The sequence below is a fragment of the bacterium genome, assembly GCA_026129405.1.
GTDB lineage: Bacteria > Desulfobacterota > Binatia > DP-6 > DP-6 > JAHCID01.
Window position 1 is genome coordinate 78,714 of sequence record JAHCID010000007.1, and the last position, 18,317, is coordinate 97,030.

At 71.6% G+C, this 18,317-nt stretch carries 22 protein-coding genes; 15 read left to right on the plus strand and 7 right to left on the minus strand.

Features of this window, described 5'->3' with window-relative positions; all coding sequences use genetic code 11:
* Window positions 1–103: 103 nt before the first annotated feature.
* Genes KIT14_20745 through KIT14_20755 form a run of 3 tightly spaced genes read left to right on the plus strand, consistent with a single transcriptional unit; the run spans window position 104 to window position 2,908 of the window.
* The gene (locus tag KIT14_20745) at window positions 104–541 is read left to right on the plus strand and encodes a hypothetical protein (protein MCW5892950.1); all 438 of its coding nucleotides are present in this window, start codon (window positions 104–106) and stop codon (window positions 539–541) included.
* Window positions 538–2,073, plus strand: a complete 1,536-nt coding sequence (locus tag KIT14_20750; protein MCW5892951.1) for a GMC family oxidoreductase — start codon at window positions 538–540, stop codon at window positions 2,071–2,073. The genes KIT14_20745 and KIT14_20750 overlap by 4 nt, the downstream gene beginning before the upstream one ends.
* Window positions 2,063–2,908, plus strand: a complete 846-nt coding sequence (locus KIT14_20755) for a 2-oxo acid dehydrogenase subunit E2 (protein MCW5892952.1) — start codon at window positions 2,063–2,065, stop codon at window positions 2,906–2,908. The genes KIT14_20750 and KIT14_20755 overlap by 11 nt, the downstream gene beginning before the upstream one ends.
* Here KIT14_20755 and KIT14_20760 read toward each other — a convergent pair.
* Window positions 2,892–3,260: a hypothetical protein gene (locus KIT14_20760; GenBank protein MCW5892953.1), complete on the minus strand. Its 369-nt coding sequence runs from the start codon at window positions 3,258–3,260 to the stop codon at window positions 2,892–2,894. The genes KIT14_20755 and KIT14_20760 overlap by 17 nt on opposite strands.
* 51 nt (window positions 3,261–3,311) lie before the next feature.
* Here KIT14_20760 and KIT14_20765 point away from each other — a divergent pair, with 51 nt between their 5' ends.
* Window positions 3,312–3,581 (plus strand): hypothetical protein, encoded by a 270-nt coding sequence (locus KIT14_20765; GenBank protein MCW5892954.1) that lies wholly within the window; start codon window positions 3,312–3,314, stop codon window positions 3,579–3,581.
* A gap of 37 nt (window positions 3,582–3,618) precedes the next feature.
* Here the strand turns inward: KIT14_20765 and KIT14_20770 are convergent, their stop codons facing one another.
* Genes KIT14_20770 through KIT14_20785 form a run of 4 tightly spaced genes read right to left on the minus strand, consistent with a single transcriptional unit; the run spans window position 3,619 to window position 7,564 of the window.
* Window positions 3,619–5,748: a hypothetical protein gene (locus KIT14_20770; protein MCW5892955.1), complete on the minus strand. Its 2,130-nt coding sequence runs from the start codon at window positions 5,746–5,748 to the stop codon at window positions 3,619–3,621.
* A 14-nt stretch (window positions 5,749–5,762) separates the two neighbouring features.
* Entirely contained in the window at window positions 5,763–6,605 is an 843-nt protein-coding gene (locus KIT14_20775) for a hypothetical protein (protein MCW5892956.1), read from the minus strand.
* Window positions 6,589–6,999, minus strand: a complete 411-nt coding sequence (locus KIT14_20780; protein ID MCW5892957.1) for a hypothetical protein — start codon at window positions 6,997–6,999, stop codon at window positions 6,589–6,591. The genes KIT14_20775 and KIT14_20780 overlap by 17 nt, the downstream gene beginning before the upstream one ends.
* 13 nt (window positions 7,000–7,012) lie before the next feature.
* Window positions 7,013–7,564, minus strand: coding sequence for a GspH/FimT family pseudopilin (locus tag KIT14_20785; GenBank protein ID MCW5892958.1), 552 nt, complete (start codon window positions 7,562–7,564; stop codon window positions 7,013–7,015).
* Window positions 7,565–7,657: 93 nt separating this feature from the next.
* Here KIT14_20785 and KIT14_20790 point away from each other — a divergent pair, with 93 nt between their 5' ends.
* The 10 genes from KIT14_20790 to KIT14_20835 all read left to right on the plus strand — a co-directional run bounded on the left by KIT14_20790 (window position 7,658) and on the right by KIT14_20835 (window position 16,220).
* Window positions 7,658–8,983 (plus strand): aminopeptidase P N-terminal domain-containing protein, encoded by a 1,326-nt coding sequence (locus KIT14_20790; protein ID MCW5892959.1) that lies wholly within the window; start codon window positions 7,658–7,660, stop codon window positions 8,981–8,983.
* 23 nt (window positions 8,984–9,006) lie between these two features.
* Complete coding sequence (locus KIT14_20795) at window positions 9,007–9,663, plus strand: nitroreductase family protein (protein MCW5892960.1); 657 nt, start codon at window positions 9,007–9,009, stop codon at window positions 9,661–9,663.
* The gene (locus tag KIT14_20800; GenBank protein ID MCW5892961.1) at window positions 9,660–10,469 is read left to right on the plus strand and encodes an enoyl-CoA hydratase/isomerase family protein; all 810 of its coding nucleotides are present in this window, start codon (window positions 9,660–9,662) and stop codon (window positions 10,467–10,469) included. Before KIT14_20795 ends, KIT14_20800 begins: the two co-directional genes overlap by 4 nt.
* Before the next feature lie 5 nt (window positions 10,470–10,474).
* Complete coding sequence (locus tag KIT14_20805) at window positions 10,475–11,743, plus strand: MFS transporter (protein MCW5892962.1); 1,269 nt, start codon at window positions 10,475–10,477, stop codon at window positions 11,741–11,743.
* Complete coding sequence (locus tag KIT14_20810) at window positions 11,743–12,408, plus strand: HAD-IA family hydrolase (GenBank protein MCW5892963.1); 666 nt, start codon at window positions 11,743–11,745, stop codon at window positions 12,406–12,408. The genes KIT14_20805 and KIT14_20810 overlap by 1 nt, the downstream gene beginning before the upstream one ends.
* Window positions 12,409–12,457: 49 nt before the next feature.
* Complete coding sequence (locus tag KIT14_20815; GenBank protein ID MCW5892964.1) at window positions 12,458–12,895, plus strand: PaaI family thioesterase; 438 nt, start codon at window positions 12,458–12,460, stop codon at window positions 12,893–12,895.
* 18 nt (window positions 12,896–12,913) lie between these two features.
* The gene (locus tag KIT14_20820; GenBank protein ID MCW5892965.1) at window positions 12,914–14,122 is read left to right on the plus strand and encodes a CoA transferase; all 1,209 of its coding nucleotides are present in this window, start codon (window positions 12,914–12,916) and stop codon (window positions 14,120–14,122) included.
* Between the two features lie 93 nt (window positions 14,123–14,215).
* Window positions 14,216–14,353: a hypothetical protein gene (locus KIT14_20825; GenBank protein ID MCW5892966.1), complete on the plus strand. Its 138-nt coding sequence runs from the start codon at window positions 14,216–14,218 to the stop codon at window positions 14,351–14,353.
* A gap of 32 nt (window positions 14,354–14,385) precedes the next feature.
* Window positions 14,386–15,246 (plus strand): PaaX family transcriptional regulator, encoded by an 861-nt coding sequence (locus KIT14_20830; GenBank protein ID MCW5892967.1) that lies wholly within the window; start codon window positions 14,386–14,388, stop codon window positions 15,244–15,246.
* A complete protein-coding gene (locus KIT14_20835; GenBank protein ID MCW5892968.1) occupies window positions 15,246–16,220 on the plus strand; it encodes a fatty acid desaturase family protein in 975 nt (324 codons plus the stop codon). The genes KIT14_20830 and KIT14_20835 overlap by 1 nt, the downstream gene beginning before the upstream one ends.
* On the opposite strand, the gene KIT14_20840 is transcribed toward KIT14_20835, so the two are convergent.
* Window positions 16,178–17,104 (minus strand): MBL fold metallo-hydrolase, encoded by a 927-nt coding sequence (locus KIT14_20840; protein ID MCW5892969.1) that lies wholly within the window; start codon window positions 17,102–17,104, stop codon window positions 16,178–16,180. The genes KIT14_20835 and KIT14_20840 overlap by 43 nt on opposite strands.
* On the minus strand, window positions 17,101–17,475 hold the full coding sequence (locus KIT14_20845; GenBank protein ID MCW5892970.1) for a VOC family protein: 375 nt from the start codon (window positions 17,473–17,475) through the stop codon (window positions 17,101–17,103). The genes KIT14_20840 and KIT14_20845 overlap by 4 nt, the downstream gene beginning before the upstream one ends.
* A gap of 46 nt (window positions 17,476–17,521) precedes the next feature.
* Here KIT14_20845 and KIT14_20850 point away from each other — a divergent pair, with 46 nt between their 5' ends.
* Window positions 17,522–18,274: a 1-acyl-sn-glycerol-3-phosphate acyltransferase gene (locus tag KIT14_20850; protein MCW5892971.1), complete on the plus strand. Its 753-nt coding sequence runs from the start codon at window positions 17,522–17,524 to the stop codon at window positions 18,272–18,274.
* The last annotated feature ends 43 nt before the right edge of the window (window positions 18,275–18,317 follow it).

Below are 18,317 nucleotides of genomic sequence, written 5' to 3' on the forward strand. Positions count from 1 at the left end.
GTGTCGCAGGCCGACACCTCGCCCACCTGAGCCCGCGCAGTTCCGCGTCCACCCCCTCCCACCTGTTGCGCCCGACATCCGCCTTGCCTATCCCTGCACCACCATGCCCTCCAACGACCGCGGCACGACGCGGATCCTCCGCGCCGCGGTGGCGGCGATTCGTCCTCGGGGACATGGGTTCGATCAGCGCATCGACGAGGACGTGCTGGCCGAGATGCAGCAGTTCTTCCTGCATCTGCCGGCGCCGATGCGACTGGCGTTTCCGATGGGGCTGCGGCTGCTCGAGTACGGTCCGCCGGTGTTCGCGCGACGGCTGACGCGGTTCAGCAGCATGCCGGCGGACGAGGCGCGGGCGTACCTCGAGGACTTCCTGCATGCGGGCGGGCCGCGCACCGCGCTCGTCATGGGGCTGCGGGCGCTGGTGCTGCTCGCGTTCTACCAGCACCCGCAGGTGCTGAACGACATGGGCGTCGACTGGGCCGGGCGGGCGAAGCTGCTGACGGCGCGGCGGGCGGAGCTGCTGGCGGGGAAGGCGTCATGACCGCGCTGCCGCCCGAGTACGCCATCACCTATCCCAACGTCACGAACGGGACGGCGCTGGGCGGCGATCGGACCTTCTCGACCGACGTCGTCGTCGTCGGCAGCGGCGCCGGCGGGGCCACGGCGGCAGCGCGCTTCCGCGATGCCGGCCGCGACGTGCTGATCCTCGAGGAGGGCGGCCTCCACCCGGTCGACAGCTTCAACACCGACCCGGGCACGATGGTCCGCCGGCTCTATCGCGACGCGGGCACCGCGATGATCCTCGGCAACCCGCCGATCATCTTCGCCGAGGGGCGCTGCGTCGGCGGCTCCACCGTCATCAACGGCGGCATGTCGTGGCGGACGCCGGACCGGGTGCTCGAGCACTGGGAGCGCGACCTCGGCCTCCAGGGGCTCGGGCCGAAGGGCATGGAGCCCTACTTCGTGCGCGCCGAGGATATCCTGCACGTCGAGCCGAACGACGAGGACACGTTCGGGGAGAACACGCACCTCTTCGTGAAGGGCGCGCAGGCGCTCGGCTGGCCGCTGGCGCGCGCGCCGCGCAACATGCGCCGCTGCGTCGGGCTCAACAACTGCGCGCTCGGCTGCATCACCGGCGCCAAGCAGGGCATGCACGTGACCGAGGTGCCGCGCGCGCTGCACGCCGGCGCGCAGCTCCTCACCGGCGCACGCGTCGACAAGGTGCTGTGGCGCGGGTCGACCGCCGTCGGCGTCAGGGGCGCATTCGTCGACGACCGCGGGCGGCGCACCGGACGCTTCAGCGTGAAGGCCCGGCTCGTCGTCCTCGCCGCGGGGGCGCGCCATACGCCGGGCATCCTGAAGCGCAGCCGCATGCGCGCGCGCACCATCGGCCGCGGGCTGCACACGCACCCGAACGCGAAGTGCGTCGGCATCTTCGCGCAGCGCATCGAGCCCTGGAAGGGCACGCACCAGGCGTTCCACGTCCACCACTTCCGCGACGAGGGCATCCTCATCGGCTACGCCGCGATCCCGCCCGGGCTGCTGGCGGCGGCGATGCCCGGGCTCGGACCCGACAACGCCGAGAAGATGGCGCTCTACAACCACATGCTGACGGCGGCGACGCTGGTCGAGGACGACACCGAGGGCCGCATCGTCATGGGCCCCGACCGCCAGCCGTACATGGTGCAGACGCTGAACGACGCCGACATCGAGCGCCTGCACCGCGGCGTCACGCTGACCGCGCAGCTCTTGTTCGCCGCCGGCGCGCACACGGTGCTCCTCCCCTTCGCCGACCTGCCGTCGCTGGCCGGCCCGCACGAGCTCGGGAAGATCGCCCAGCGCAAGCGCATCCGCGAGACCATCGAGCTCATGACGGTGCACATCATGACGACGGCGCGCATGTCGCCCGACCCGAGCCGCGGCGCCACCGACGCCACCGGCGCCGTGCACGGGGTGCGCGGGCTCGTCGTCGCCGACGGCAGCGTCCTGCCCTCGTCGATCGGCGTGAACCCGCAGGAGACCATCATCGCACTCACCCTGCGCAACGTGGAACGCTGGCTCGATGCGTCCTGACGGCACCCTCGTCGCGAACGTCCATCCGGTCCGGCGCATCGTCCCGTTCCTGATGCCGGTCCGCAACGGCGCCTGGGTGCTGTTCGAGCAGAACGTCCCCACCGCGCCGCTCCGTCCCCTCCTCGACGCCGTCAACGCCACCCGCCCGGCGGACCGCAAGGTCACGCTCTTCCACTGCGTGCTGCGCGCGATCGGCCTCGGCCTGCACGCCTACCCGCGCCTCAACCGCTTCGTCGCCGGCAGCCGGTTCTACGATCGCAACGCCATCCTGCTGTCGTTCAGCGGCAAGCAGCGCATGGAGCGCGACGCGCCGATCTACACCAGCAAGCTCGTCTTCGACCCGAAGGAGCCGCTGGTCGCGATGGTCGACCGCATCCTCGACCGCGTGCGCGAGGGCCGCTCCGGGCGCGAGACCGCGACCGACCGCGAGATCAAGGGCTTCCTGCGGCTCCCGGCTCCCGTCCTGCGCCTGGCGATCAAGCTCCAGCGCACGTTCGACGGCTGGAATCTGCTGCCGAAGGCGCTCACCCAGGACGACCCGCTCTACGCGTCGGCGTTCGTCGCCAACCTGGGCAGCGTCGGCCTCGACGCCGCCTTCCACCACCTCTACGACTACGGCTCGATCCCGATCTTCGCGACCATGGGCCGCGTGCACCGCGCAGTAGTCGTGCACGACGACGGCAGCGTCGGCAGCCACGAGGTCTTCCAGATGCGCTACACCTACGACGAGCGCGTCGAGGACGGCTTCTACGCCGCGCGGGCGCTCGAGCACGTGGCGGCGACGCTGGCCGACCCCGACCGGCTGCTCGGCACCGCGCCTACTTCCGCGGAATGAGCGTCGTGCCCGAGCGCACGCGCATCGTCTCGGCGTGCTCGCGCGCCTCGGCCACCGTGCCGTGGACCAGCGCGGCGGCGAAGCGCTCGGCCATCGCGCGCAGCATCGGCCCCTCGGCCGCGTCGCTGCGCGACGCGAGCTCCGCCAGCATCCGCATCGCCTCGACGATGCGCGCCACCGCGCCCAGGACGTCGCCGCGCTCGCGCGCCGCCAGCCCCTCGCGGATGCGCGCGCCCAGCGCGTCCACCCCGGCCGCGGCCTGCGACCCCAGGACGACCTTCAGCTCGTCGGTGCGTCCGAGAAACGCCTCGAGCGCCTCGGGAAACGCGACGCGGTGGTCGTGGTCCGCCATCCAGCGTGCACGCTACGCGAGCGCCCGCGGCGCCCGCAAGGAGACCCTCGCATGCTCTTCGTGATCATCGGCCACGACGCCCCCGACGGCCAGGCGAAGCGCCCGGCGGTACGCCCCGCGCACCTGGAGCACCTGCGCCCGCTCTCCGCGGCCGGCCGCGTGAAGCTCGCGGGCCCGTTCCTCGACAAGACCGGCAGCCTGATCGTCGTCGAGGCCGACTCGGCCGCCGAGGTCTGGGCGCTGGTCGCCAAGGACCCCTACGTCACCGAGGGCGTCTTCGCGCGCGTCGAGGTGAAGCCGTTCACGCAGGTGTTCCCCTGAGCGCGGCGCCCCGTCGCGAGACGGGGCGCCGGTGGGCTCAGCGGAAGTTCTCGGTGAAGAGTATCTGCTCGACCGACACGACGGTCGGCGTAGCCGGCGGCAGCAGGGCTGCGTTCAGGAAATCCCGATCGAAGTCCCAATTACGACCCGGCGCATTGTAGATGTTGCAGGTGGCGCCGGTCCCACACCACTTGCCATTGGCGCGCTGCGGCACGCCGAGGCTCACGAAGCTACCACGATAGTTTAGCGGCTGCCGCCAGTCCTCGTGGAACCGCGGATAGTTCTCCAAGCCGCCGTTATATCCGTTCGACTCCGACGTGGTCGTATCAACCGACGAGAGGAACGCGGCATTGATGTACGTCGCGAGCCCCGGGCGCTGCGTGACGGTTCGCCGGCTCTGGCAATCGTTGCGGCACCCACTCACGCCGCCAAGGCTGGTCCATCGCGTCGTGTCGGTGGGATTGCCGGTCCAGTTCGACGACAGCACGTTGATGGTATCGCCCATGAACGCGGACGGGTTCTTCGGGAAGTTCGGATCGTACAGCCCGGCCACGGCCGCATCCGTGTTCACGTTGTAGTGACCCTCGACGTAGATCGCCTGATCCGAGATCACGGTGACTCCGTTGGGGTCTGCGGGCAGCGGCCCGGGGAAGGCGAGATTACGTGAGCCGAACACCCGGACCCCGTATCGGCGATCGTTCGGAAGCGTACCGGTCGAGTTCGGACCGCGAACCGTCATGAAGATGACGTTGCCGCCGCTCGTGCCCGTCTCGTCCGGATCGAAGAGGGCCTCGGCGCCGGGCCCACGGTTCCACTCGAGCAGGTCGTGCAGGTTCAGGTTGAGCATCCAGACCCAGGCCTGCTCGCGGTTGTTGTAGAACCCGCCCCGCCGGTAGACGCGCTCGCCGGTGGAGTTCGTCCGGTACGGCATGATCGTACAGCCCGGGTAGAGGTTCAGGCTGCTCCACGGGCAGGCGTACATCCGCATGTGGTTCGGCGCCGAGTCGAACACCGGCAGATAGCTGTTCGGGTGACAGTACGTGCCGGAATCCGGCGACGAGGTCGTGCAGCGATTGTTCGTGTCCGCGTTGCCTCCGAGCACCGGCACGTCGTTGTACGAGAGCCCACCCGGAACGGCGACGACGAAGTTTCGAAGGGCGGTCGTTTGATCCTCGTCGATCGCCAGGTTCTTGTCGAGGGCGACGATGCGATGGAGCTGACTGCCCGGATCGACGTAGTTCAGATCGAGGGCGATGCGCAGATCGGCTTCATCCCAGTATCTGCCGCCGACACTGAGCGCGCTCGGCTCCGGAACCGCCACCACCGACTGCCGCGCGCGAATGGCACCAAGCCAGGGCGCGAGCATGGCGTCCGTCTGGTTCGTCGCGGCGCTCGAGGAGTCGCAGTCGAGAGGGCGCGCCTCGAGGTCGGTCCCCCCGGTCTGGTCTGTGAGCATGTCGATGTTCACGATACCGCCGCATTTTGGGCTGTTCTGATTGTCCTTGCGCCCCCGATAGACGTTGCCCGCCGCGGTGACCGACACGGTGTTCATGCCGGTGGCGGGATCGTCCTCGATGGTCAGCGTGTTGTTCGAGTTGAAGTACAGCGAGCCGTTCGTGTGAATCGGCCCGTGCAACGTCATCACCGGGCCCGGGTTGATCTCCAAGTCGTTGTTGTAGAAGGCGAGGAACTGGAAGAGGGGCACGTTGTTCACGTCGAACTGCGTGCCGAGGCTCACCTCCACGTCGCCGGGGTGGACCTCGGAGGTCGCCACCGCGACGTAGCGATAGAGCGACGAGCGCAGCCCCGCGAACGTCCGGCCCGCCGGGATCGGCTGGACGACCGGCCAGTTCCCAGCCGCCGGCGTCAACCGATAGCGCACGGTGCGCGGGCCGATCGTGAGAACGTTTTCGTCGAAGTCGCCGGCGTTCTGGCTCGGGATGCCGAACCCCATGAAGAGGTTGCGGTAGTCACCCATCCCACGGTTGATGCCGGCTTCGGCAGCGTAGAATCCGGCCGTCGCGTGGGCGTGCGCCCCTCGCAAGCTGGTCTCGGAGAGCACACCCACGTGCATGGCGCCTGCGATCGCCATCAGCAGCATCATGACGATGAGCGCCCCGATGAGCGCGAATCCGCCTTCGGCCTTCCGGATGGGGCTCACCCGCATGGCATCATCCTCCCCTACAACAGGTTGCGCGGCTTCGTGCGCGCGGTCTGCGTGAGCTCGGTCGAGTCGGCCTCCACGACACCGCCGACCGTCTGGACGGTCATCGTCACCAGGACCTCGTTCACCAGCCACCAGGTCGCGGCCGGTAGCGGCGAGGAGAGGTCGACCACGGTGCACGTGGGGCAGTTCTGGTTGAGCACGTAGCGGAAATCGAGGCGCGTGACGCCTGCCGCGAACGGCTGCGGCGGCTCTTGGTCGATCTGGAACATGAGCAGCGGCGGCTCGACGTCGGCACGCAGGGAATACGTGCGCTGATCGACCGCATAGAGCGAGCTTCCGGGAAACCCGTAGGGCTGCGTGACCCCTGCACTGAGGGTCACCGTGTTGCCCCCCGTGTTCACCGCGGTCACGCGCCGGAGCTCGCCGCTCCCATCGCTGCGACGGACGAACGCCATCTTGCCGACGATGAAGCCGTCGGCGTTGCTGACCGACACCTGCGTTCCGCCCGAAGCCAGCGGTGCGGCGAGCGGCGAGGTCACGCAGGTGAGATCGCTGCGCACGAGGCCGGTCCGCACCGTGATGCTGTCGCCGCTCGGGTCATTCGTGCCGTCGAGCGCGACGTAGGCGCCGTCCGTCGGCAGGCAGGCACCCGCGAGCCGAACGTCGCGCGTGATCGCGTCGAGCGCGCCGCGCAGCGCCTGCTGCGCCTCCACGCGGAACCCGTGCTCGCGCATCTCGTGCGCATGCATTCCGAAGAACTGCACCATGCCCGTCATGACGACGCCGACGACGCCGAGCGACACCAGGAGCTCGATGAACGAGAACCCGGCGGTGCCGGGTCTACAGCTGGCTGCCACCGACCAACGAGGTGAAGATCGTCTCGACCCCATAGCTGCGCTCCCCCAGCGGTCCGTCCCACGTGACCGTCGTGACGATACGACTCATGCCCGGCGCCGGATCGCCCGCCGTGACTTGCGACGCGACCTGATAGGGCACGCCGTTCACGGTGCGCACGGCCTGGCGCGACGTGACCTGGGCGAAGGGCAGCCCTCGCAGGTTCTCGAGCTCCTCCTGCGCGAGAAGCTGCGCCGCGCTCGACTGGCGGTTGTTCGTCGTGTGTCGCATCGAGGTGCCCGCCATCGTTGCGACGCCAGCGGCAACGATCGCGAACAGCGTCGTCGCCGCCAGGGTCTCCACCAAGGACACCCCGGACTCGCCGCCGCACCCCGTGCACATGCGCTGCATCCGCATGACGTCGACCTCCTCAGCTCTCCAGATCGGGTATCTCGGCTGGGGCGACCTGACCCGAGGGCCACACGGTCACCACACGCTCCCGACCGGTCCTGTCGTCCCGCAGCCGCAGCGAATCCGCAGCCTCGGGCGTCACCATGAGACCACGCGTGTTGAACTCGAAAGCCCCGCCGACACCCTGGATGAAGTGCACTCCGTCGGGAAGCTGCCGGGCACGCAGCGGCTCGGGATCTGCCCCCCACTGTCCGTCGCCGTCCGGATCACGCAGACGCCACACGCGGTAGCTGCTCTCGGTGTCGATGACGACGAGGAAATGGTCACCTTTCACGATGGCATCGGCGCGCGCCTGCCGGATGTCGGCGATCACCTGGCTGTGACCGTTCCACAATCCGAAATTGCGATCGGGCAGGTGCGGGACGGCGATGCCCATGACGATCGCGGCGAGCGCGAACGCCACGATCACCTCGATGAGGGTGAAGCCGCGTTCGCGAACGTGCCGCTCCGCCATCGCCGCGTCGCGCGGGTGCCATGCGTCCCGCCCGCCTCGCATTCGAATCGCTCGCATCTACCGTAGCTCCATTCCCCACCCCGGTCGGAGACTTCATCGGAAAGCGAGCGACGTGCCATGCGGCAGCCCGCATGGTAGGGGTCACCGTCGATGCCCCTCTCGGCCGACGCCCGCCGGCTCCTCGCCGATCGCCGCCGCCGCATCGCGGACGCCATGCCCGGCGGCGTCATGCTGCTCGCGTCGGCGAGCGAGCAGATCCGCACCGCCGACACGCACTTCCCGTTCCGCCAGGACAGCGACTTCGACTACGTCACCGGGTTCTCCGAGCCCGACGCCATCGCCGTGCTCGCGCCGGGTCATGCGGAGCCGTATGCGCTCTTCGTCCGGCCGAAGGATGCGGAGCGGGAGCAGTGGGTCGGCCGGCGCGCGGGCGTCGAGGGGGCCGTCGCCGACTTCGACGCCGCGGTCGCGCATCCCATCGCCGACTTCGAGAAGGAGATCGGGCGCTGGCTGGCGAAGGCCGACGAGGTGTGGCTGCCCCTCGGGCGCCAGGACGTCCTCGGCGAGCGCCTGATGGCCGTCGTGCGCGCCGCGCAGGCACAGCGGCCGCGCAGCGGGGCCGGCCCGCACGTCCTCCACGAGGCGGGCGAGGTGCTGCACGAGATGCGGCTCTTCAAAGACCCGACCGAGCTGCGGCTGCTGCGCGAGACCATCGCCATCGCCGCCGAGGCGCACCGCGAAGCGATGCGCACGGCGCGGCCGGGCATGCGCGAGTACGAGATCGAAGCCCTCGTCGACTATACGTTCCGCCGCCGCGGCGCGGTCGGACCGGCCTATCCGTCCATCGTCGCGGGCGGCGCCAACGCCGTCGTGCTGCACTACACCGACAACGCCGCCGAGCTCGCCGCCGACGCGCTCCTCCTCATCGACGCCGGCTCCGAGCGCGCCGGCTACTGCGCCGACATCACCCGCACGTTTCCGATCGGCCCGCGCTTCTCGCCGGCGCACCGCGACCTGTACGACGCCGTGCTGGCCTCCCAGCTGGCCGCCATCGGCGCCGTGAAGCCCGGGGCGACGCTCGACGGCCTCCACGCGCTCACGCTGCGCGTCCTCGTCGAAGCGCTCGTCCACCTCGGGCTGCTCGCGGGCGGCGTCGACGAGATCGTCGAGAAGGAGACGTACAAGCGTCTCTACATGCACCGCACGAGCCACTGGCTCGGCCGCGACGTGCACGACGTCGGCCGCTACAAGGTCGCCGACGCGCCCCGCCCGCTCGCCCCGGGCATGGTCTTCACGATCGAGCCCGGCTGCTACGTGCCGGCCGACGCGGACGATCTGCCCGCCGGCTTGCGCGGCACCGGCATCCGCATCGAGGACGACGTCCTCGTCACCGACACCGGCTGCGAGGTGCTGTCGAAGGACGCGCCGAAGCTGGCTCCCGAGATCGAAGAGCTGCGCCGCGCCGCGTTCGCCTGATCCCGCTCCCCGGAGGACCGCCCATGGATCTCGCCGTCGTCGACAAGCTCCTCACCACCACCCGCTCCGTCCGCAAGCGCCTCGACCTGTCGCGCCCGGTCGACCCCGCCGTGATCCGCACCTGTCTCGAGATCGCGATGCAGGCGCCGACCGGCTCGAACGTCCAGGGCTGGCACTTCCTCGTCGTCACCGACGCGGGCAAGCGCAAGGCGATCGCCGCCCTCTACCAGCAGGCGTTCGAGCTCTACCGGGCGAATCCCGATCTCCGCCCCACCTTCCCCGCCGACGACCCGCGCACGCAGCAGCTGCCGCGGGTGATCGACTCCGCCGACTACCTCGCGCACCACCTCGCCGAGGTGCCGGTGCACGTCGTCCCGTGCATCGAGGGGCGCGTCGAGAACGGCGGCGTGCTCGGGCAGGCGTCGGTGTACGGCTCCATCCTGCCGGCCGCATGGTCGTTCATGCTGGCGCTGCGCTCGCGCGGCCTCGGCGCGGCCTGGACGACGCTGCACCTCATGTTCGAGCAGGACGCGGCGAAGATCCTCGGCGTGCCCGACGGCGTCACGCAGGCCGCGCTGCTGCCCGTCGCCTACTACACCGGCGCCGACTTCAAGCCCGCGAAGCGGGCGAACCCCGGCGACGCCATCCACTGGGACGACTGGGGCAACCATCGCGGATGAGCGTCCGCTACGAACGGCCGGACGGCCATCCCCACGTCGCCGTCGTCACCATCGACCGGACGGCGCAGGCGAACGCGCTCGACCCGCCGGCGCTGCACGCGCTGGCCGAGGCCTGGCGGCGCGCCGCCGGCGACGACGACGTCCGCTGCGTCGTCCTCACCGGCGCCGGCGAGCGCAGCTTCTGCGCCGGCATGGACCTCACGTCGACGATCCCCGCCGCGCAGGCGCTCGCCCGCGGCGAGCGCCTCGACGACGCGACCTTCGCCGGCCTGCGCGACGCCGGCACGGCGACGCTCGCCGCCTTCGATCTCGGCAAGCCCCTCGTCGCGGCCGTGAACGGCCACGCGCGCGGCGGCGGCTTCGACCTGATGCTCGCCGCGGAGATCCGCTTCGCGGTGCCGCAGGCGACCTTCGCGCTCAAGGAGGTCGCGCTCGGCCTCTACCCCACCGGCCACGCCACGGTGCTGCTGCCGCGCCAGATCCCGTGGGTACACGCGCAGTGGCTGCTGCTCACCGGGCGCCCGATCGACGCCGAGCAGGCGCGTGCGTGGGGCCTCGTCAACGAGATCGTCCTGCCCGACGATCTCCTCGAGGTCGCCCTCGACGCCGCCGAGGCCATCGCCCGCAACGCGCCGCTCGCCGTCGCCGCCACGCGCGCCGGCGTGCGCGAGCTGCTGACGCTGCCGCTCCCCGAAGCCTACCGGCGGCAGGAGGAGCTGGGCCGCCCGCTGCGCCGCACCGAGGATGCACGCGAGGCCCAGCGCGCCTTCGTGGAGAAGCGGCGGCCCGTCTTCCGGGGACGCTGAGCCGCGTGCGCGTCTGGTGGATCCCCCCCTTCCTCGGGCGCGTGCCCGAGATGGAGCCCCGCCTCGTCTCGCTGCTCGGGCTGGTGTCGCTGGCGCTGTTCTTCGAGTCGTACGACGTCTCGATGCTGACGGCGGCGCTGAAGCACATCGCCCACGACCTCGACATCGCCGAGACCGAGCTGGGCGGCGCCATGGCGGCGATCCGGCTCGGCGCCCTGCCCGCGTTCGCGATCGCGCCGCTCGCCGACCGCTGGGGGCGGCGGCGCGTCTTTCTCGGCACCATCGTCGGCAGCAGCGTCGGCACCGTGCTGACCGCGTTCGCGCAGACGGAGGGGCAGTTCGTCGTCGTGCAGATGGTGACGCGGACGTTCCTCATCGCCAGCGCCGTCGTCGCCGTCGTCATCGTCACCGAGGAGTTCCCGGCCGAGCACCGCGGCTGGGCGATCGGCATGGTCGGCGCGCTCTCCGCCTGCGGCCACGGGCTCGGCGCCGTCCTCTTCGCGATGATCGAGCACATCCCCTTCGGGTGGCGCGGGCTCTACGCGGTGGGCGTCGTACCCCTGCTGCTCATGCCGGCGTTCCGGCGCGGCGTCCCCGAGACGCGGCGCTTCGCCCGCATGCGCGCCGCGGGCGCGACCGGGCGCACGCCGGTGTGGGCGCCGCTCGTGGCACTGGCGCGGGCGCATCCCGGGCGTGCGCTCGGCGTCGCGGCGGCGGCGGGGCTCCTCGGCATCGGCGAGGTGTCGGTGTTCCAGTTCACCGGCTGGTTCGCGCAGAGCGTGCACGGCTGGGAGCCGCGCCAGTACTCGCTCATGGTCGTCGCCGCGGGCGGCTTCGGCATCGTCGGCAACATCGTCGCGGGACGCCTCGCCGACCGCATCGGCCGGCGGGTCGTCGGCGCCGCGTTCTTCGCGCTGTTCCCGGTCGGCGCGATCGTCTTCTACAACGGCCCGAGCTGGTCGATGCCGGTCGCGTTCGCCTGCCTCGTCTTCTGCCAGACGGCCGGCGCCGTCATGGTGCGCGCGTTCTCGACCGAGCTGTTCCCCACCGCACAGCGCGGCACGTCGTCGGGCTGGGCGACGCTGGCGCAGACGCTCGGCTGGGCGCTCGGGCTGTGGGTCGTCGGGCTCGGCACCGAGGCGGGCAGCCACATCGCCTACATGACGAGCATCCTCTCGGTGTCGGTGCTGCTGAGCGGCCTCACCCTGCTCTTCCTTCCCGAAACCAGCCGGCGCGAGCTCGAGACCATCAGCGACAAGGACGGGCGCGGCTGATGCGGCTCGTGCGTCCCGTCACCCACGTCCTCTTCGACATGGACGGCGTCCTCCTCGACACCGAGAAGCTCTACACCGAGGCGACGCAACGGATCGTGGGCCGCTTCGGCAAGGTCTTCGACTGGTCGGTGAAGGGCAACATGATCGGCCGGCCGGCGATGGACTCGGCACGCTACCTGGTCCGCGCGCTCGCGCTGCCGATCGGCCCCGAGCAGTACCTCGCCGAGCGCGAGATCCTCTTCCGGACGCTCATGCCGACGGCCGACGCCATGCCCGGCGCGCGCGAGCTGGTCGAGGGGCTCGACGCGCGCGGCGTGCCGGTCGCCGTAGCCACCAGCTCCGCACGTCCGCTGTACGACTTGAAGACGACGCGCCACCGCGACTGGTTCGCGCGCTTCGGCGCGGTCGTCACCGCCGACGACCCCCGCGTCGTGCACGGCAAGCCGGCGCCCGACATCTTCCTCGTCGCGGCGCGGGACCTCGGGGCGACGCCCGCGTCGTGCGTGGTGATCGAGGACGCGCCGTCCGGCGTCGCCGCCGGCCGCGCCGCCGGCATGCAGGTGATCGCGGTGCCCGACCCGGCCATGGATCGCGCCCGCTACGCCGACGCCGACCTCGTCCTCGACTCCCTGCACGACCTGACGCCGGCCGACCTCGGCTTCTGACCCGCGTCGCGGCTTGTCACGCCGCGGGGCGCGGGCCATACCGTCGCCCGTGCCTACACCCGACGGCGCGGAGGTGCGCTTCACCGAGGACGGCGGCTGCTTCGGCTGCTCGCAGACGAATCCATCCGGGCTGCGCATGCGCTTCCGGCGGCGCGGCGAGGGCGTGCACGCGGCGTACACCGTCGCGGACCAGTTCCACGGCGCGCCGGGGGTGGTGCACGGCGGCATCGTGGCGACGCTGCTCGACGAGGTGTCGTGCGTCGCCATCTTCGCGCTGAGCGACCACTGGGTCGTCACCGGCGAGATCACCGTGCGCTACGAGCGCGCCTGTCCGGTCGACGCGGCGCTCGAGATGAGCGCGCGCGTCGCCGACCGCTCGCACCCGCGGTACTGGGTGGTCGAAGGCGCGATCCACGCCGGCGGCGAGCGCGTCGCCCGCTCCACCGGCAAGTTCTTCCTGCGCGACCATTCGCCGATCGCGCCCTGATCGGAGGAGGACCGACACATGGCAGGACCGCTCGAAGGGTTCCGCGTCGTCGAGCTGGGCGTCTGGGTGGCGGGTCCGTCTGCCGGCGGCATCCTCGCCGACTGGGGCGCCGAGGTCGTCAAGATCGAGCCGCCCGACGGCGGCGACCCGTTCCGCGGCATGTACCTCGCCGTCGCCGGCGCCGAGCTGCCGGCGAATCCGCCGTTCGAGCTCGACAACCGCGGCAAGCGCAGCGTCGCGCTGAATCTCCAGACGCCCGAGGGCCGCGCGCTCGCGCTGGCGCTGATCGACCGCGCCGACGTCTTCCTCACCAACATCCGCCCCGCCGCGCTGCGCCGCCTCGGCCTCGACTGGCCCGACCTGCAGGCGCGCAACCCGCGCCTCGTCTACGGCCGCGTCACCGGCTACGGCGAGGACGGCCCCGACGCCGATCGGCCGTCGTACGACATCGGCGCCTTCTGGTCGCGCTCGGGCATCGCCGCCGCGCTCGCCCCGCCCGACGGCGACCCGCCCTTCCAGCGCGGCGCCATGGGCGATCACACCGCCGGCATGACGCTCGCCGGCGGCATCAGCGCCGCGCTGCTCGCGCGCGAGCGCAACGGCCAGGGCCAGCTCGTCACCACCTCGCTCCTGCGCGTCGGCGTCTACGTGCTCGGCTGGGACACGAACGCCGCCCTGCGCCTCGGCATCCAGGCGACGCCGATGACGCGCGACTACACCCCGAACCCGGTGATCAGCGCCTACAAGGCCGGCTGCGGCCGCTGGTTCTGGCTGCTCGGCCTCCAGGGCCAGCGCCACTGGCCCGACCTCGTGCGCGCCATCGACAAGCCCGAGTGGCTCACCGACCCGCGCTTCGCGACCATGCGCGCCCGGCGCGAGCACGTCCGCGAGCTGGTGCCGCTGCTCGACGCCCTCTTCGCCGAAAGGGCGCGCGACGAGTGGGGCGCCGCGTTCGACCGCGCCGGCATGTGGTGGGCACCGGTGCAGACCGTGAACGAGGTGGTCGACGACCCGCAGGCCGCCGCGGCGGGCGCGTGGGTCGACGTCCCCGTCGCCGAGGGCGGCACGGCGCGCATGGTGGCGTCGCCGGTCGACTTCTCCGCCACGCGCTGGGCGCCGGCGGGGGCGTCACCGGAATGCGGGCAGCACACCGAGGAGGTGCTGCTCGAGCTGGGCTGCGACTGGGAGCGGATCGGGGCGCTGAAGGAGGCCGGGATCATCCCGTAGGGGCGCCGCCGCGGCGCCGGGCCACGGCGTCGCGGCGGACGAGCAACGCCTCCGGACGCCGTTCCGCCCGTCGACGCCGGCGCCGATGGGACCATCACCTGCGGCGACGGCGTCCCAGAGCTCAGCGAGCCGTGCGATGACGGCAACCTCGTCTCCGGCGACGGCTGCGACGCCAACGCACGCCGAACGGCCGCGTCGAGCCGAGGCGTCGGACCTCATTACACTCATTGACTCGCAGAGGCATTGGTCGGTAATGTCCCCCCGTGGATCGTCCGGCTGCCAAGCACATCATCCTCGACCTGCTGTCGACGATGCCGGGACGCGCGATGCCGGTGCGCGCGCTGGTGGCGACGGGCGGCCTCTTCGACCTCGCCGAGAACCCCATGCGGGTCGCGCTCGCGCGGCTGCTCGCGGGGGGCCAGGTGGAGCGCGACGAGCGCGGCCTCTATCGCCTGGCGCCGCGCACCCAGGCCGTCGCCGAGCAGGTCGGCGGCTGGCGCCGCCTCGACGCGCGGTGCCGGACCTGGAGCGGCGGTTGGCTCGGCGTCCACACGGCCGGGCTGCCCGGCGGCCGCAGCCGGCGGGCGCGCGGGCGCCAGCGCGCGCTGCGCCTCCTCGGCTTTCGCGAGCTGACGCCGGGCCTCGAGGTGCGTCCCGACAACCTCGCCGGCGGCATCGAGCAGGTCCGCCGCGAGCTGCACGGCCTCGGGCTCGAGGCCGCCGCGCCCGTCTTCGTGCTGCGCGAGCTCGACGCCGCGACCGAAGCCCGCGCCCGGGCGCTCTGGCCGGTGACGGCGCTCGGCACCGACTACCGCCGCATGCGCGCCGCCATCGAGGACAGCCTCGGACGGCTCGCGCGCCTGGCACCGCCGCAGGCCATGACCGAGTCGTTCCTGCTCGGCGGGCGCGCCATCCGTCTCCTCGCCACCGATCCGCTCTTGCCCGACGCCATCGTGCCCGACGGCGAGCGCGACCAGCTGGTCGACGCCATGCGCCGCTACGACCGTGCCGGGCGCGCCGCCTGGGGCGAGTTCCTGCGCGGCTTCGGCGTCACGCGTGGCCAGGCGCCCGCCGATCTCCGTCTCGACCCCGACGTTCCCCGTGCCGCCGGAGGCTCCCGCTGATGCCCGACACCGCCGCTCCCGAAGCGGTCGCCGACCAGGCGGCCGACCGCCTCCCGCCCGCCTGGCGCCGCGCGCTCACGCGCGAGGAGATCCGCGACCTGCTGCGCATGCGCGACTGGCGCAGCTGGACGTCGCTCGCCGTCGACTGGGGTCTCGTCTTCGCGGCCATGGCGATGGTGGCGCGCTGGCCGAACCCGCTGACGATCGTGCTCGCGCTATTCGTGATCGGCGCCCGGCAGCTCGGCTTCGCGATCCTCATGCACGAAGCCGCGCACCGCAGCCTCTTCGCCGACCGCAGGGTCAACGACTGGGTCGGCAACTGGCTGTGCGCCTATCCGATCTGGAGCGACACGCGGCCCTACCGCCCCTACCACCTCCAGCACCACGCCAAGAACTGGACGGCCGAGGATCCCGACATCGGCCTCGCCATGCCCTTCCCGATCACGCCCGCGAGCCTGCGCCGCAAGGTCTGGCGCGACCTCTCCGGGCAGACCGGGTGGAAGCGCCTCAAGGCCACCGTGCGTCGCGACCTCGGCATGTCGGAGGGTCGCGTGAAGCGCAATTTCGACGCCGGCATGGAGGCGTTCAAGGGCGTCGCGATCACCAACGCCGTGCTGCTCGCGATCCTCTGGCTCGCCGGCCATCCGTGGCTCTACCTCTTGTGGGTGGTGTCGTGGATGACGACCTACAGCCTCGTCATGCGCATCCGCTCGATCGCCGAACACGCGATGATCCCCGAGCCCGCCGACGAGCTGCGCAACACGCGCACCACGATCGCGCGCTGGTGGGAGCGGCTCTTCCTGGCGCCGAACCGCGTCAACTACCACCTCGAGCATCACCTGCTGATGACGGTGCCGCACTACCACCTGCCCCGCCTGCACCGCCTGCTGCGCGACCGCGGGGTGCTGGGCGGCGCGTGCGTCGTGCGCGGCTACCCGGCGGTGCTGGCGCTGGCGGCGTCGCGGACGACGTAGCGGCCCGGCTCCGCCTGCACGACGCGGCCCGCCGCCTCGAGCCGATCGAGGTGCTGGCCCATGCTGCGCCGCTCGACCGGCTCGGCGAACGCGACCGGATCGCCCGGGCGATAGACGAAGCGGTGGCCGGCGATCTCACCCAGCGTGCGCGGCACCTTCAGGTACTCGAGCAGCGCCGCTTCGCGGCGCGCGATCACCGCCGCGAACCGCGCGAGCTTCTCGCGGAAGGCGTCGCGGCCCTCGAGCACGCCGACGTGGTGAAAGGTCGCGTACCAGCGTGCGTCGAGGTCCCGCACCGTCGCCAGCGTGCGCTCGAAATCGGCGAGCGACGACCACGCGTCGCCGTAGTACGGGCCGAAGCTCGAGAGGTCGATGTCGCCGAGATAGACGACGTCGTCGGGCTCGACGTGGAAGCAGGTGTGCCCGCGGGTGTGGCCCGGCGCGGCGATGGCCCGCACCGTCACGCCGCCGCCCAGGTCGAAGACCGCGTCCGGCGCGAAGCCCCGAGCAGTCGCGCGCGGCATGAAGTGGAAGCGCTCGACGACGACGCGGCGGAAGTCCGCGTCGATCTCGCCGTCGAAGCCGTAGATCGCCATCAGGCCGTCGAGCGAGCGGATGCCCGCCAGATCGGCCTCGGGCAGGTGCCACGACGCGTCCGGGTAGCGGCCGTTCCCGGCGACGTGGTCCTCGTGGCAGTGGCTGTTCAGCACGCGGTCGGCGGGCGGCACGCCCGGCGCCTCGGCCAGCGTGAGCGAGGGATCGATGACGACCGTCTCCTCGCCGCCGCGGACGAGGAGGCTGTTGCCGTGCGGGTACTTGCCGCGGTCGATGCCGCCCAGCACCGCCGTGTGGGCGCCCAGCTCGCGGCGCGCGATCGCCGTCATCGCGGTGCGGCGGTGAGCTCGATCACGTGGCCGTCGGGATCCTGCACCCACATCTGTCCCGCCTCGGGGCTGGTGGAGAGGACGGCGAGGCCCGCGTCGCCAAGGCGCGCGAGCGTGGTGGCGTAGTCGTCGACGAGGAAGGCGACGTGCTGCGCCGTCGGGTTGAGGGCCGGCGGCGCCGTCCCCACGTCGACGCCGGGGAAGCGCTGGATCAGGTGCACCTGCCCGTCGCCGACGCCGAGCCAGGCGCCGGGGAACCCGAGGTCGGGGCGCGGTATCTCCGCGAGGCCGAGAACGTCGCGATAGAAATGCAGCGAGCGCTCCAGGTCGGCGACCGGAAACGACACGTGGCCGAGGCCGCGGGCGAGCATGGCGTCGGTCTAGCCCAGCCGCAGCCACGGTGCTAGACGGCGATTCGTGCTCCGACGCGTGCTGTCCCCGCTGTTCTGGGCGTTCATCATCGTGTCGTCGATCGCGCTGTTCCCGATCGCGCTCCTTTTCTGGGCGGCGACGGTCGCGTTCGACCGCCGGCTGGTCGCGCTGCATCGCTTCACCTGCTTCTGGGCGTCGCTCTATACGTGGCTGAACCCGGTGTGGCGTGTCACCGTCAGCGGGCGCGAGCACATCCGGCCCGAGGTCACCTACATGATGGTGGCGAACCATCAGTCGCTGCTCGACATCCTCGTGCTGTTCCGGTTGTTCGTGCACTTCAAGTGGGTGTCGAAGGCCGAGCTGTTCCGCATCTGGTGCGTCGGCTGGAACATGTCGCTGAACCGCTACGTCCCGCTCGTGCGCGGCGACGCCGAGAGCATCGCCCGCATGCTCGTCCAGTGCGAAGACACCATGGCCGAAGGCAATTCGATCATGATGTTCCCCGAGGGCACGCGCTCCGAGGACGGGCACCTGAAGCCGTTCAAGCACGGCGCGTTCACGCTGGCGCTACGGGCGCGCGTGCCGATCCTGCCGATCGTCATCGAGGGCACCTCGGACGCGCTGCCGAAGAAGGGGCTCGTGCTGAAGGGCAACCATCGCATCCGCGTGCGCGTCCTCGAGCCGATCCCCTACGAGCGCTTCGCGGGCTGGGACGTCGCCGCGCTGAGCGACCACGTCCACGCGCTCTTCGCACGCGAGCTCGGCGAGCCCGGGCTGCCGATCGCCGCCCGGGCCTGAACGGGCGCATTCGCGCTGGACTCGGCGCTCCGGCGCGGCGTAG

What these genes read in the sequence shown, in the direction of transcription:
- KIT14_20835 (MCW5892968.1), top strand. Translation starts at nt 15,246, where the DNA reads ATGCCCGACACCGCCGCTCCCGAAGCGGTCGCCGACCAGGCGGCCGAC.
- KIT14_20820 (MCW5892965.1), top strand. Translation starts at nt 12,914, where the DNA reads ATGGCAGGACCGCTCGAAGGGTTCCGCGTCGTCGAGCTGGGCGTCTGG.
- KIT14_20845 (MCW5892970.1), bottom strand. Translation starts at nt 17,475, where the DNA reads ATGCTCGCCCGCGGCCTCGGCCACGTGTCGTTTCCGGTCGCCGACCTG.
- KIT14_20780 (MCW5892957.1), bottom strand. Translation starts at nt 6,999, where the DNA reads ATGCGGATGCAGCGCATGTGCACGGGGTGCGGCGGCGAGTCCGGGGTG.
- KIT14_20810 (MCW5892963.1), top strand. Translation starts at nt 11,743, where the DNA reads ATGCGGCTCGTGCGTCCCGTCACCCACGTCCTCTTCGACATGGACGGC.
- KIT14_20760 (MCW5892953.1), bottom strand. Translation starts at nt 3,260, where the DNA reads ATGGCGGACCACGACCACCGCGTCGCGTTTCCCGAGGCGCTCGAGGCG.
- KIT14_20785 (MCW5892958.1), bottom strand. Translation starts at nt 7,564, where the DNA reads ATGCGAGCGATTCGAATGCGAGGCGGGCGGGACGCATGGCACCCGCGC.
- KIT14_20765 (MCW5892954.1), top strand. Translation starts at nt 3,312, where the DNA reads ATGCTCTTCGTGATCATCGGCCACGACGCCCCCGACGGCCAGGCGAAG.
- KIT14_20750 (MCW5892951.1), top strand. Translation starts at nt 538, where the DNA reads ATGACCGCGCTGCCGCCCGAGTACGCCATCACCTATCCCAACGTCACG.
- KIT14_20755 (MCW5892952.1), top strand. Translation starts at nt 2,063, where the DNA reads ATGCGTCCTGACGGCACCCTCGTCGCGAACGTCCATCCGGTCCGGCGC.
- KIT14_20790 (MCW5892959.1), top strand. Translation starts at nt 7,658, where the DNA reads ATGCCCCTCTCGGCCGACGCCCGCCGGCTCCTCGCCGATCGCCGCCGC.
- KIT14_20770 (MCW5892955.1), bottom strand. Translation starts at nt 5,748, where the DNA reads ATGCGGGTGAGCCCCATCCGGAAGGCCGAAGGCGGATTCGCGCTCATC.
- KIT14_20840 (MCW5892969.1), bottom strand. Translation starts at nt 17,104, where the DNA reads ATGACGGCGATCGCGCGCCGCGAGCTGGGCGCCCACACGGCGGTGCTG.
- KIT14_20745 (MCW5892950.1), top strand. Translation starts at nt 104, where the DNA reads ATGCCCTCCAACGACCGCGGCACGACGCGGATCCTCCGCGCCGCGGTG.
- KIT14_20795 (MCW5892960.1), top strand. Translation starts at nt 9,007, where the DNA reads ATGGATCTCGCCGTCGTCGACAAGCTCCTCACCACCACCCGCTCCGTC.
- KIT14_20800 (MCW5892961.1), top strand. Translation starts at nt 9,660, where the DNA reads ATGAGCGTCCGCTACGAACGGCCGGACGGCCATCCCCACGTCGCCGTC.